Genomic DNA, 12,912 nt, shown 5'->3' with positions numbered 1-12,912 from the left:
AAACCCAATGTTTCAGCAGAAAAAGGACTGGGAAACACGAGAAAACGCATTTGCTGCTTTCTCCATGGGGCCGCTGACCGATTTCTGGCGCCAGCGTGAGGAAGATGAGTTTATGGGCGTCGGGGATATCCCGGTACGCTTCGTTCGTTTCCATGATGAAAAAAATGACCGGGTGATTGTGGTTTGCCCCGGGCGCATCGAAAGCTATATCAAATATGCCGAGCTGGCGTATGACCTGTTCCATCTGGGCTTTGATGTGTTAATTATCGACCATCGCGGGCAGGGGCTTTCCGGCCGGATGCTGCCGGATACCCATCGCGGCCACGTGGATAACTTCAGCGATTACGTCGACGATCTGGCCGCGTTCTGGCAGCAGGAAGTGCAGCCCGGACCGTGGCGCAAGCGTTATATTCTTGCCCACTCCATGGGGGGCGCGATCTCGACGTTGTTTTTGCAGCGCCATAAGCACCAGTGCGACGCCATTGCGCTGACCGCGCCGATGTACGGCATTGTGATACGTTTTCCTGACTGGATGGTGCGCCATCTTCTCGACTGGGCTGAGGGTCATCAGCGCATTCGTGAAGGCTATGCCATAGGAACAGGACGCTGGCGGGCGTTGCCGTTTGCCATCAACGTGTTAACCCACAGTCGGCAGCGTTATCGCCGCAACCTGCGTTTTTATGCCGATGAACCGCGTCTGCGGGTCGGCGGCCCCACCTGGCACTGGGTGCGGGAAGGTATTCATGCCGGTGAGCAGGTGCTGGCGGGCGTAGGCGATGATGACACGCCGACGCTTCTGATCCAGGCGGAAGAAGAGCGTGTGGTGGATAACCGCATGCATGACCGCTATTGTGAACTTCGCGCCGCGGCGGGCCATCCCTGTGAAGGGGGTAAACCGCTGGTCATCAACGGTGCGTACCATGAGATCCTTTTTGAAAAGGACGCTATGCGCTCAGTCGCGCTCAACGCCATTGTTGAATTTTTCAACAGGCATAACTGATTATTGTTTTCCACCAGAGGTTGAAATCCCTATGTACCAGGTTGTTGCATCTGATTTAGATGGCACGCTGCTTTCCCCCGACCACACCCTGTCGCCTTATGCGAAAGAGACCTTAAAACTCCTGACTGCCCGCGGCGTGAACTTTGTGTTCGCCACCGGCCGCCACCACGTGGACGTGGGGCAGATCCGCGATAACCTGGAGATCAAGTCGTACATGATCACCTCCAACGGTGCGCGCGTACACGACACGGACGGCAACCTGATTTTTACCCACAATCTCGATCGCGACATCGCCACTGATTTGTTCGGCATTGTGCATAACAACCCGGATATCGTCACTAACGTTTACCGCGACGACGAGTGGTTTATGAACCGTCATCGCCCGGACGAAATGCGTTTCTTCAAGGAAGCCGTCTTCAACTACTCCCTGTATGAACCGGGTTTGCTGGATCCTGAAGGGATCAGCAAGGTGTTCTTTACCTGCGAAAGTCACGAAGCGCTGCTTCCGCTGGAGCAGGCGATCAACGCCCGCTGGGGAGACCGCGTGAACGTGAGCTTCTCCACGCTGACTTGTCTGGAAGTGATGGCGGGCGGGGTGTCCAAAGGTCACGCGCTGGAAGCGGTCGCGAAGCGTCTGGGCTTTGATCTGAAAGACTGCATCGCGTTCGGCGATGGCATGAACGATGCCGAGATGCTCTCCATGGCGGGCAAAGGCTGCATCATGCAGAACGCGCACCAGCGCCTGAAAGATCTGCACCCGGAGCTGGAAGTGATTGGTACCAACGCAGACAACGCGGTACCTAAGTATTTGCGCAAACTGTTCCTTGAATAATCTTCATTTGATTGTTTATTGTTCAGATGTCAACTAAAGAGTTCGCTACAATGCCTCTCCTTCTTTCTGAGAGACAAGCATTGTGGCGCTACTCATTATCACCACTATCCTGTGGGCCTTCTCCTTTAGCCTGATTGGCGAATACCTTGCCGGATCGGTCGACAGCTACTTTTCGGTGCTGATGCGTGTGGGGCTGGCGGCGCTGGTGTTCCTGCCGTTCCTGCGTACCCGCGGGCAATCGCTGAAAACCATTCTGCTGTATATGCTGGTGGGCGCGATGCAGCTCGGCATCATGTACCTGTTCAGCTTCCGGGCTTACGTCTACCTCTCCGTCTCGGAATTTCTGCTCTTTACCGTGCTCACGCCGCTCTATATCACGCTGATTTACGACCTGCTCAGTAGGCGCCGCCTGCGCTGGGGATATCTGCTGAGCGCGGCGCTGGCAGTCATTGGCGCGGCGATAATTCGCTATGACAAGGTGAGCGATCACTTCTGGACCGGGCTGATGTTCGTCCAGCTCGCCAATATCAGCTTCGCCATCGGGATGGTGGGCTACAAACGCCTCATGGAGACCCGCCCGATGCCGCAGCATAACGCGTTTGCGTGGTTCTATATGGGCGCAGCGATTGTCGCGATTGCGGCATGGTTTATGCTCGGCAACCCGCAAAAGCTGCCGACCACCCCCGTGCAGTGGAGCGTTCTGGTCTGGCTGGGCGTGGTGGCCTCGGGGCTGGGCTACTTTATGTGGAACTACGGCGCGACGCAGGTAGACGCCGGAACGCTGGGGATCATGAACAACGTGCACGTGCCGGCGGGGCTACTGGTGAACCTCGCCATCTGGCAGGAACAGCCGCACTGGCCGAGTTTCCTTATTGGGGGAACGGTGATCCTGGCTTCGCTGTGGGTACATCGCCGCTGGGTCGCTCCGCGCTCCGCACAAACGGAAGATGGTCGCACGCGTGGTTCCGCGCTGAGCGAATAAACGCTTCCGTAATCGGCTGACGCTGCTCGCCGTCGCGCACGGCGGCGTACAGCCGGCTCCACAGTCCTTCACCCAGGGTTTTGGTAACCACCAGACCCTGGCGTTCAACCGTCTCGACCACCCAGTGCGGCAGCGCCGCAATTCCCATTCTGGCCGCCACCATCTGAATTAACAGCAGCGTGTTATCCACGCTTTTCAGCTGTGGGCTGATGCCTGCGGGTTGCAGGAAATGGCGCCAGATATCCAGACGACTGCGCTGTACCGGATAAATCAGCAGCGTCTCCGTTGCCAGATCTTCCGGCGTGATACGCGTTTTGGCGGCCAGCGGATGGTCCGGGGCCAGCACCAGACGCACCTCAAAATCAAACATTGGCGAATAGTGCAGACCGCTGCGCGGCAGAATATCTGAGGTCATCACCAGATCCAGCTCACCCTGCTGAAGTGACGGCTGCGGATCAAACGTGACGCCGGACTTGAAATCCATCTCCACCTGCGGCCACTTCTGGCGGAAATTCTCAAGCGCGGGGGTCAGCCACTGAATACAGCTGTGACACTCAATGGCGATGCGCAGGGTGGTCTGCTGCGGCTCGTTGCAGGACTGCAACGCGCTGGCAATCTGCGGCAGCACCTGGTTCGCCAGCTGAAGCAAAATTTCGCCCTGCGGCGTAAAGCGCAAAGGCTGGCTCTTACGCACAAAAAGACGAAAGCCGAGGCGTTGTTCCAGATCGCTGAACTGGTGAGAAAGGGCAGACTGAGTCTGGTGCAGCGTGGCCGCTGCCGCCGCAAGAGAACCGCAGTTCCGCAACGCTTGTAGCGTTTTCAGGTGTTTTATCTCGATCATGAAAGTCCTTCACTTCGCCATGAACATTTTGCGCTTGAGGAATATACAGTACCTGCCAATTATAGATGTGTAAACATCTGGACGTCTAAATAACGAATTTCACAAGGGGCATACCATGACAATCCGCACTCACACTCTCGGTTTCCCTCGCGTTGGCCTGCGTCGCGAGCTAAAAAAAGCGCAAGAAAGCTACTGGGCAGGTAACGCCACCCGTGAAGAACTGCTGGCGGTGGGACGTGAGCTGCGCGCGCGTCACTGGGATCAGCAAAAACAGGCGGGCATTGACCTGCTGCCGGTGGGCGATTTCGCCTGGTACGACCATGTTCTGACCACCAGCCTGCTGCTTGGCAACGTGCCGGCTCGTCATCAGAACAACGATGGATCGGTGGATATCGATACCCTGTTCCGCATCGGCCGTGGCCGCGCGCCAACGGGTGAGCCAGCGGCGGCGGCGGAAATGACCAAGTGGTTCAACACCAACTATCACTATATGGTGCCGGAGTTCGTTAAAGGCCAGCAGTTCAAACTGACCTGGACCCAGCTTCTGGATGAAGTGGACGAAGCGCTGGCGCTGGGTCACCAGGTGAAACCCGTGCTGCTGGGGCCGATAACCTACCTGTGGCTGGGCAAAGTGAAAGGCGAACAGTTCGACCGCCTCAGCCTGCTGAACGACATTCTGCCGGTTTATAAGCAGGTGCTGATTGAGCTGGGCAAACGCGGCATTCAGTGGGTGCAAATCGATGAACCGGCGCTGGTGCTTGAGCTGCCGCAGGCGTGGCTGGACGCCTTCAAACCGGCGTATAACGCGCTCACCGGGCAGGTGAAGCTGCTGCTGACCACCTACTTCGAAGGCGTAACGCCGAACCTGAAAACCATTACCGCGCTGCCGGTTCAGGGTCTGCACGTTGACCTCGTTCACGGCAAAGACGATGTAGCAGAGTTGCACACGCGTCTGCCAGTGGACTGGCTGCTCTCTGCCGGTCTGGTGAATGGTCGTAACGTCTGGCGTGCCGATCTCACCGAGAAATATGCACAAATTAAAGACATAGTCGGTAAACGTGAATTGTGGGTGGCCTCTTCCTGTTCCCTGCTGCATAGCCCGATTGACCTGAGCGTGGAGACCCGACTCGACCCTGAGGTGAAAAGCTGGTTTGCCTTCGCCCTGCAAAAGTGTGAGGAGCTGGCTCTGCTGCGCGACGCGTTGAACAGCGGCGACACGGCAGCGATTAGCGACTGGAGCGCTCCGATCCAGGCGCGCCGTCACTCGACGCGCGTGCATAACCCGGCAGTGGAAAAACGTCTGGCGGCCATCACCGCCCGGGACAGCCAGCGCCAGAGCCCGTATGAAGTGCGCGCCGAAGCCCAGCGTGCGCGCTTTAACCTGCCCGCGTGGCCGACCACGACAATCGGCTCCTTCCCGCAGACTACCGAGATCCGCAGCCTGCGCCTGGACTTCAAAAAGGGCAATCTGGATGCGAATCACTACCGCACCGGTATTGCGGAACACATCAAACAGGCGATTATCGAGCAGGAACGTTTAGGACTGGACGTGCTGGTGCACGGTGAAGCCGAGCGTAACGACATGGTGGAATACTTCGGTGAGCACCTGGACGGGTTTGTCTTTACCCAGAACGGTTGGGTGCAGAGCTACGGCTCCCGCTGCGTGAAGCCGCCGGTAGTAATCGGCGACGTCAGCCGCCCGGAAGCGATTACCGTGGAGTGGGCGAAGTATGCCCAGTCTCTGACCGACAAACCGGTAAAAGGCATGCTGACGGGTCCGGTGACCATTCTCTGCTGGTCGTTCCCGCGTGAAGACGTAACCCGGGAAACCATCGCCAAACAGATCGCCCTGGCGCTGCGCGATGAAGTTGCGGATCTGGAAGCGGCCGGGATTGGCATCATTCAGATCGACGAACCTGCGCTGCGTGAAGGTTTGCCGCTGCGTCGCAGCGACTGGGATGCTTACTTACAGTGGGGCGTGGAGGCGTTCCGCCTCAACGCGGCCGTCGCGAAGGACGATACGCAGATCCACACCCACATGTGTTACTGCGAATTTAACGACATCATGGACTCCATTGCCGCGCTCGACGCCGATGTGATCACCATCGAGACCTCGCGTTCAGACATGGAACTGCTGGAGTCGTTCGAAGAGTTCGACTACCCGAACGAAATCGGGCCGGGCGTGTACGACATTCACTCCCCGAATGTGCCAAGCGTGGAGTGGATTGAATCGCTGCTGCAAAAAGCGGCCCAGCGCATCCCGGCGGAACGTCTGTGGGTAAACCCGGACTGCGGCCTGAAAACCCGTGGCTGGCCTGAAACCCGCGCGGCGCTGGCGAACATGGTGCAGGCGGCGCAGAATTTGCGTCAGGCTTGATGAAATGTAGGCCCGGTCAGGCGTAGCCGCCACCGGGCTTTTTGCTTTTACGCTTTTTTCCCGCCGTACTGGCTAAACCATGTCAGCATCCGCTGCCAGCCATCTTTCGCCGATTCCGCGTGATAGCTCGGACGATAATCGGCATTAAAGGCGTGCCCGGCTTCCGGATACACCACAATTTCCGCCTTCGCGTTTGCCGCCCGCAACGCATGGCGCATGGTCTCGACCGTATCAAGCGGGATCCCGGTATCCTGACCGCCATAGAGCCCCAACACAGGCGCATTTAAATCCGTCGCAATATCAACAGGTTGCTTCGGTGAATTCAGCGTTTTTTCACCCACCAGCTTGCCGTACCAGGCCACGGCCGCTTTTAGCTGCGGGTTATGCGCGGCGTACAACCAGCTAATGCGTCCGCCCCAACAGAAGCCAGTCACCATCAGACGATGCGCATCGCCACCGTTGCGCGCTGCCCAGCTGGCAACGTGGTCGAGATCGGCCAGCACCTGCGCGTCCGGCACTTTGCTGACCAGGTTGCTGAACAGCGTCGGGATGTCGCTGTAATCATTCGGATCGCCCTGACGGAAATAGAGTTCCGGCGCAACGGCCAGGTAACCCTCCAGCGCCAGACGGCGGCAGAGGTCGCGAATATGTTCATGAACGCCAAATATTTCCTGCACCACGATCACGATGGGCAGCGGGCCATCGGCGGATTTTGGCCTCGCGTGGTACGCTGGCATGTTCTCTCCCTGAGAGGGAATGGAGGTCTCACCTGCGGTAATGGCCTCTTCAGGGGTTGAGACGATGGTTGAAGCATGCGGGGCCGCAGCAGGTGCAAAACCGGTTTTTTCAGTCATGGCATTCTCCGTACCAATGAATGGATTAGCGCAAAGATAAATATAGACACCAGGTTAACAACCCACAGTGCCTTATAGCGTCTATCTTTTGTGCAGCACCCGGCGATATAACTTGTTAATGTGATGTGAATCACCATTTTATGGAAATTAACTGCAATCATTTTCATTCATGGTGAGGTGTGTCACGAAATAATGCACATTGCTTCTGTAAAGTACCGTTTTACTTCTTCTGACAAACCGACCCACAGAGGAGTCACCTATGTCTAAGTCTGATGTTTTTCATCTCGGCCTCACTAAAAACGATTTACAAGGGGCTACGCTTGCTATCGTCCCTGGCGATCCTGAGCGTGTGGAAAAGATCGCCGCGCTGATGGATAAGCCGGTTAAGCTGGCAGCGCATCGCGAATTCACCACCTGGCGCGCAGAGCTGGACGGTAAAGCGGTGATCGTGTGCTCTACCGGTATCGGTGGCCCGTCTACCTCTATCGCCGTTGAAGAGCTGGCACAGCTGGGCATTCGTACTTTCCTGCGCATTGGCACCACAGGCGCCATTCAGCCGCACATCAACGTGGGCGACGTGCTGGTTACCACCGCATCCGTGCGTCTGGACGGGGCAAGCCTGCACTTTGCACCGATGGAATTCCCGGCAGTGGCTGATTTCGAATGCACCACCGCGCTGGTTGAAGCCGCGAAGTCCGTGGGCGCCACCACCCACGTGGGCGTCACTGCCTCTTCCGATACCTTCTACCCGGGCCAGGAGCGTTACGACACCTTCTCTGGTCGCGTGGTGAGCCGTTTCAAAGGCTCAATGGAAGAGTGGCAGTCGATGGGCGTCATGAACTACGAAATGGAATCTGCGACGCTGCTGACCATGTGCGCAAGCCAGGGTCTGCGTGCCGGTATGGTGGCGGGCGTTATCGTCAACCGTACCCAGCAGGAGATCCCGAACGCTGAAACCATGAAGCAGACGGAAAGCCATGCGGTGAAAATCGTGGTTGAAGCGGCGCGCCGTCTGATCTAATTCTCTCTTCAGTGCTAAAAGGCCGACATGCTCGGCCTTTCTTTTTTGCGTAACGCCTCGCAGGAAAACCCTTTCAAACTGGACGTTCATACAGCACAATTCTATTTTGTGCGGTAATACGTTGATGCAGGGGGCATTGTGGATATCTCAATCCTGATTTATGCAGTGATTGCGCTGGTGAGCGTGGGAATTGGCTGGCTCATTTGCGGCTACCAACATGCTCAGCAGAAAGCCGAACAGCTGGCAGAGCGCGAAGAGATCGTCGCCGAACTCAGCGCGACGAAACAACAGCTTGCGCTGTGTGACCACTGGCGCGATGAGTGTGAACTGCTCAATAACGAACTGCGCAATCTTCGCGACATTAACACCTCGCTGGAGGCCGATCTCCGGGAAGTGACCACCCGCCTTGAATCCACCCAACTGCACGCCGAAGACAAAATCCGTCAGATGATCAACAGCGAGCAGCGTCTTAGCGAGCAGTTTGAGAACCTCGCGAACCGCATTTTTGAGCACAGCAATCGCCGCGTGGATGAGCAGAACCGCCAGAGCCTGAACAGCCTTCTGACGCCGCTGCGTGAACAGCTGGACGGCTTTCGCCGTCAGGTGCAGGACAGCTTTGGTCAGGAGGCTCGCGAGCGCCACACGCTGGCGCATGAGATCCGTAATCTCCAGCAGCTGAATGCGCAGATGGCTCAGGAGGCGGTTAACCTGACGCGCGCACTGAAAGGTGATAACAAAGCGCAGGGAAACTGGGGCGAAGTGGTCATGACGCGCGTGCTGGAGGCCTCTGGCCTGCGTGAAGGATACGAATACGAAACGCAGGTCAGCATTGAAAACGATGCGCGCTCGCGGATGCAGCCGGATGTCATTGTTCGTCTGCCGCAGGGCAAAGATGTGGTTATCGACGCCAAAATGACGCTGGTGGCCTATGAGCGCTACTTCAACGCGGAGGATGACTATACCCGCGAAACAGCGTTGCAGGAGCATATCGCCTCCGTGCGTAACCATATCCGTCTGCTGGGCAGAAAAGATTATCAACAATTGCCGGGGCTGCGATCGCTGGATTATGTGCTGATGTTCATTCCGGTTGAGCCTGCCTTCCTGCTGGCGCTCGACAGACAGCCCGAACTGATCACCGAAGCGCTGAAAAATAACATTATGCTGGTCAGCCCCACCACGCTGCTGGTGGCGTTACGTACCATTGCCAACCTGTGGCGTTATGAGCACCAAAGCCGTAACGCGCAGCAGATTGCCGATCGCGCCAGCAAGCTGTACGACAAAATGCGGCTGTTTGTGGATGATATGTCCTCGGTGGGGCAAAGCCTGGATCGCGCGCAGGATAACTACCGCCAGGCGATGAAAAAACTCTCCTCCGGGCGCGGCAATTTGCTGGCGCAGGCGGAGGCGTTTCGCAGTCTGGGGGTGGAAGTTAAACGCGAGATTAATCCGGAACTGGTGGAGCAGGCTACGGCTCAGGACGAGGAGTTTCGTTTGCGTGAAGGCGATGGTGAGCAAAATAGCCGCAATGAAGACAATGGGTTAGCGGCGAGTTTATCCCCCGAAGCGCAGTCGGCGCGTTTCTTTCGCGGTGGTTGAAACGTAGGGCAAATGCGCCCAATCTGTTACACTTCACGAACATTTGACTGATTAGCAGGCTCTGAGATGGTTGACGATTCACAAGACACAACGCACTTTGGCTTTCAGACTGTCGCCAAAGCGCAGAAAGCTGACATGGTGGCCCACGTATTTCATTCCGTGGCGGCGAAGTACGATGTGATGAATGATTTGATGTCGTTTGGCATTCATCGCTTGTGGAAGCGCTTCACTATTGATTGCAGCGGCGTGCGCCGTGGACAAAAGGTGCTGGATTTAGCCGGCGGCACAGGGGATCTGACCGCTAAATTCTCCCGTCTGGTTGGCGAAACCGGTCGCGTGGTGCTGGCAGATATCAACGACTCCATGCTGAAAATGGGACGCGAAAAGCTGCGTAACATCGGCGTGGTAGGCAACGTTGAATATGTTCAGGCCAACGCCGAAGCGCTGCCGTTCCCGGACAATACGTTCGACTGCATCACCATCTCCTTCGGCCTGCGTAACGTGACCGATAAAGATAAAGCGCTGCGCTCTATGTACCGCGTGCTGAAGCCGGGTGGCCGACTGCTGGTACTTGAGTTTTCTAAACCGATTATCGACCCGCTGAGCAAAGCTTACGATGCCTATTCCTTCCACGTTCTGCCGCGCATCGGCGAGCTGGTGGCAAACGATGCAGAAAGTTACCGTTATCTGGCCGAATCCATCCGAATGCACCCGGATCAGGACACGCTGAAAGCGATGATGCAGGATGCGGAGTTTGAAAACGTGGAATACTTCAATATGACGGCGGGTGTCGTCGCGCTGCATCGTGGTTACAAGTTCTGAGTGGAGGTTTCCCGTGCCCATTAAACCCTTAGTCACCGCAGGCATCGAGAATGTACTGAATGCCTTTCTGTATCGCGCCCCGGCGCTGAAAACCGCACGTCAGCGGCTTAACGGAAAGGTGCTGCGTATCGTTTTAAAAGAGTTCTCGACGCCGCTTGTGCTGGTCTTCAGCGAACGCCAGCTTGACGTTCTGGGGGAGTGGGAAGGCGAGGCTGACTGCTCGGTGATTACGCACATGAGCGTATTGCCAAAACTGCGTGACCGTCAGCAGATGACGGCGCTTATTCGCAGCGGTGAGCTGGAGGTCGAGGGCGATATTCAGGTGGTACAGAACTTCGTTGCACTCAGCGATCAGGCTGAATTTGACCCCGCGGAACTGCTGGCGCCCTATATCGGCGACATCGCGGCTGAAGGGATAAGCAAAACGCTGCGCACGGGTTCCACTTTCCTGCGTAAAGGCCTGCTCCGTCAACAGCGCTATGCTGCCGAGGTGCTGACCGAAGAGTGGCGTATGGCCCCTGGGCCTTTAGAAGTCGCCTGGTTTGCAGAAGAGACCGCGGCAGTTGAGCGCGCAGTTGATGCGTTAACCAAACGGCTTGAAAAACTGGAGGGCAAATGACGCCTGGTGAAATTCGGCGCCTCTATTTTATCGTTCGCACCTTTTTGAGCTACGGGCTCGACGAGCTTATCCCCAGAATGCGTATCACCCTGCCGCTTCGGCTTTGGCGTCGCACGCTGTTCTGGATGCCGAATCGCCATAAGGATCAGGAGCTGGGCGCACGCCTGCGTCTTGCGTTGCAGGAGCTGGGACCGGTCTGGATCAAGTTTGGGCAGATGCTCTCAACGCGTCGCGACCTTTTCCCGCCGCAGATTGCCGATCAGCTCGCGCTATTGCAGGACCGCGTCGCTCCGTTTGACGGAGAGAGAGCGAAGAAACAAATCGAAGAAGCGATGGGCAATATCCCCATCGAGACCTGGTTTGATGATTTCGACATTCAGCCTCTGGCCTCTGCCTCTATTGCGCAGGTTCACACCGCGCGCCTGAAGGAGAATGGCAAAGAGGTGGTCATTAAGGTGATTCGCCCGGATATCCTGCCGGTTATCAGAGCGGACATGAAGCTGATCTATCGCCTGGCTCGCTGGGTGCCGCGTCTGTTGCCGGATGGCCGCCGTCTGCGTCCGCTGGAAGTGGTACGGGAATACGAAAAAACGCTCATCGATGAACTTAACCTGCTGCGTGAATCGGCGAACGCCATTCAGCTGCGTCGAAACTTTGAAGACAGTCCGATGCTGTATGTTCCGGAAGTCTATTCTGACTATTGCAGTCAGAACATGATGGTGATGGAACGTATCTACGGCATCCCGGTCTCGGACGTGGTAGCGCTGGAAAAACAGGGCACCAACATGAAGCTGCTGGCCGAGCGCGGTGTGCAGGTCTTCTTTACTCAGGTTTTCCGCGACAGCTTCTTCCATGCTGACATGCATCCGGGCAACATTTTCGTCAGCTATGAGCACCCGGAAGATCCGAAGTACATTGGCATCGACTGCGGTATTGTCGGCTCGCTGAATAAAGAGGATAAGCGTTATCTCGCCGAGAACTTTATCGCTTTCTTCAATCGCGACTACCGTAAGGTGGCCGAACTGCACGTGGATTCAGGCTGGGTTCCGCCAGATACCAACGTGGAAGAGTTTGAATTTGCGATCCGTACCGTCTGTGAGCCAATTTTTGAAAAGCCGCTCTCAGAGATCTCTTTCGGGCATGTTCTGCTCAACCTGTTCAACACCGCACGCCGTTTTAATATGGAAGTGCAGCCACAATTAGTTTTACTTCAGAAAACATTACTTTACGTTGAGGGCGTAGGCCGCCAGCTCTATCCTCAGTTAGACTTGTGGAAAACCGCGAAACCGTTCCTCGAATCCTGGATTAAGGATCAGGTCGGTATTCCAGCCCTGGTTCGCTCGCTTAAAGAGAAAGGCCCGTTCTGGATTGAAAAAATGCCAGAAATTCCTGAACTGGTTTACGACAGTTTGCGTCAGAGCAAGAACCTTCAGCACAGCATGGATAAAATCGCGCACGAGCTTCAATCCAGTCGCGTGCGTCAGGGGCAGTCCCGCTATCTCTTCGGAATTGGCGCGACGCTGCTGATAAGCGGCACGTTGCTGTTGATCAATCGTCCGGACTGGGAAATGATGCCAGCCTGGATTATGGCTGCCGGTGTGGTTGTCTGGCTTGCTGGCTGGCAAAAAACACGCTGAATTAGCGTCGCTATCGAGGGATTGCATACGTATAATGCGATCTGACTAATTAATCATCTATCACTGGGGAACACGCATGGGTGGTATCAGTATCTGGCAGTTAGTGATCATTGCCGTCATCGTTGTGCTGCTGTTCGGCACGAAAAAACTCGGATCAATTGGTTCCGACCTGGGCGCGTCAATCAAAGGCTTCAAGAAAGCCATGAGCGATGATGAGAATAAGCAGGAAAAAAGCGGTCAGGACGCTGATTTTACCGCTAAATCTATCGCCGATAAGCAGGACGAAGCCAAAAAGGAAGAGGCCAAACGTCACGATAAAGAGCAGGTGTAA

The 12,912-nt window shown here is 56.2% G+C and carries 12 protein-coding genes; 10 read left to right on the top strand and 2 right to left on the bottom strand.

Annotation, left to right across the window (positions count from 1 at the left end; translation table 11 throughout):
* The first annotated feature begins 7 nt into the window (after positions 1–7).
* The 3 genes from pldB to L350_RS04120 all read left to right on the top strand — a co-directional run bounded on the left by pldB (position 8) and on the right by L350_RS04120 (position 2,814).
* Complete coding sequence (pldB, locus tag L350_RS04110; RefSeq protein ID WP_022646668.1) at positions 8–1,000, top strand: lysophospholipase L2; 993 nt, start codon at positions 8–10, stop codon at positions 998–1,000.
* A 31-nt stretch (positions 1,001–1,031) separates the two neighbouring features.
* Positions 1,032–1,832 carry a sugar/pyridoxal phosphate phosphatase YigL gene (yigL, locus tag L350_RS04115; RefSeq protein ID WP_023299050.1) on the top strand — a complete coding sequence of 267 codons (801 nt, stop codon included), beginning with the start codon at positions 1,032–1,034 and terminating at the stop codon, positions 1,830–1,832.
* Positions 1,833–1,914: 82 nt separating this feature from the next.
* Entirely contained in the window at positions 1,915–2,814 is a 900-nt protein-coding gene (locus L350_RS04120) for a carboxylate/amino acid/amine transporter (protein ID WP_003860795.1), read from the top strand.
* Here L350_RS04120 and metR read toward each other — a convergent pair.
* Positions 2,702–3,655 carry an HTH-type transcriptional regulator MetR gene (gene metR / locus L350_RS04125; protein WP_015570000.1) on the bottom strand — a complete coding sequence of 318 codons (954 nt, stop codon included), beginning with the start codon at positions 3,653–3,655 and terminating at the stop codon, positions 2,702–2,704. The two genes, L350_RS04120 and metR, sit on opposite strands and share 113 nt — an antisense overlap.
* Before the next feature lie 115 nt (positions 3,656–3,770).
* Between metR and metE the strand changes: the two genes are divergently transcribed.
* Entirely contained in the window at positions 3,771–6,032 is a 2,262-nt protein-coding gene (gene metE / locus L350_RS04130; protein WP_032626541.1) for a 5-methyltetrahydropteroyltriglutamate--homocysteine S-methyltransferase, read from the top strand.
* Positions 6,033–6,079: 47 nt separating this feature from the next.
* Here the strand turns inward: metE and L350_RS04135 are convergent, their stop codons facing one another.
* Positions 6,080–6,886, bottom strand: coding sequence for a dienelactone hydrolase family protein (locus L350_RS04135; RefSeq protein WP_023299052.1), 807 nt, complete (start codon positions 6,884–6,886; stop codon positions 6,080–6,082).
* Positions 6,887–7,145: 259 nt separating this feature from the next.
* Here L350_RS04135 and udp point away from each other — a divergent pair, with 259 nt between their 5' ends.
* The 6 genes from udp to tatA all read left to right on the top strand — a co-directional run bounded on the left by udp (position 7,146) and on the right by tatA (position 12,912).
* The gene (gene udp / locus L350_RS04140; RefSeq protein WP_003860792.1) at positions 7,146–7,907 is read left to right on the top strand and encodes a uridine phosphorylase; all 762 of its coding nucleotides are present in this window, start codon (positions 7,146–7,148) and stop codon (positions 7,905–7,907) included.
* Positions 7,908–8,045: 138 nt separating this feature from the next.
* The gene (rmuC, locus tag L350_RS04145) at positions 8,046–9,503 is read left to right on the top strand and encodes a DNA recombination protein RmuC (RefSeq protein WP_032626536.1); all 1,458 of its coding nucleotides are present in this window, start codon (positions 8,046–8,048) and stop codon (positions 9,501–9,503) included.
* 66 nt (positions 9,504–9,569) lie between these two features.
* Complete coding sequence (ubiE, locus tag L350_RS04150; RefSeq protein ID WP_022646673.1) at positions 9,570–10,325, top strand: bifunctional demethylmenaquinone methyltransferase/2-methoxy-6-polyprenyl-1,4-benzoquinol methylase UbiE; 756 nt, start codon at positions 9,570–9,572, stop codon at positions 10,323–10,325.
* Between the two features lie 13 nt (positions 10,326–10,338).
* Positions 10,339–10,944 carry a ubiquinone biosynthesis protein UbiJ gene (ubiJ, locus tag L350_RS04155; protein ID WP_022646674.1) on the top strand — a complete coding sequence of 202 codons (606 nt, stop codon included), beginning with the start codon at positions 10,339–10,341 and terminating at the stop codon, positions 10,942–10,944.
* Positions 10,941–12,581: a ubiquinone biosynthesis regulatory protein kinase UbiB gene (gene ubiB, locus L350_RS04160; RefSeq protein WP_022646675.1), complete on the top strand. Its 1,641-nt coding sequence runs from the start codon at positions 10,941–10,943 to the stop codon at positions 12,579–12,581. The genes ubiJ and ubiB overlap by 4 nt, the downstream gene beginning before the upstream one ends.
* Before the next feature lie 76 nt (positions 12,582–12,657).
* On the top strand, positions 12,658–12,912 hold the full coding sequence (gene tatA, locus L350_RS04165; protein ID WP_022646676.1) for a Sec-independent protein translocase subunit TatA: 255 nt from the start codon (positions 12,658–12,660) through the stop codon (positions 12,910–12,912).

Source organism: Enterobacter sp. MGH 4 (assembly GCF_000534735.1).
In the GTDB taxonomy this organism is placed as follows: Bacteria; Pseudomonadota; Gammaproteobacteria; order Enterobacterales; family Enterobacteriaceae; genus Enterobacter; species Enterobacter intestinihominis.
This window is presented reverse-complemented; position numbering and strand designations above follow the sequence as displayed.

What these genes read in the sequence shown, in the direction of transcription:
- ubiE (WP_022646673.1), top strand. Translation starts at nt 9,570, where the DNA reads ATGGTTGACGATTCACAAGACACAACGCACTTTGGCTTTCAGACTGTC.
- udp (WP_003860792.1), top strand. Translation starts at nt 7,146, where the DNA reads ATGTCTAAGTCTGATGTTTTTCATCTCGGCCTCACTAAAAACGATTTA.
- L350_RS04135 (WP_023299052.1), bottom strand. Translation starts at nt 6,886, where the DNA reads ATGACTGAAAAAACCGGTTTTGCACCTGCTGCGGCCCCGCATGCTTCA.
- yigL (WP_023299050.1), top strand. Translation starts at nt 1,032, where the DNA reads ATGTACCAGGTTGTTGCATCTGATTTAGATGGCACGCTGCTTTCCCCC.
- pldB (WP_022646668.1), top strand. Translation starts at nt 8, where the DNA reads ATGTTTCAGCAGAAAAAGGACTGGGAAACACGAGAAAACGCATTTGCT.
- metE (WP_032626541.1), top strand. Translation starts at nt 3,771, where the DNA reads ATGACAATCCGCACTCACACTCTCGGTTTCCCTCGCGTTGGCCTGCGT.
- ubiB (WP_022646675.1), top strand. Translation starts at nt 10,941, where the DNA reads ATGACGCCTGGTGAAATTCGGCGCCTCTATTTTATCGTTCGCACCTTT.
- metR (WP_015570000.1), bottom strand. Translation starts at nt 3,655, where the DNA reads ATGATCGAGATAAAACACCTGAAAACGCTACAAGCGTTGCGGAACTGC.
- tatA (WP_022646676.1), top strand. Translation starts at nt 12,658, where the DNA reads ATGGGTGGTATCAGTATCTGGCAGTTAGTGATCATTGCCGTCATCGTT.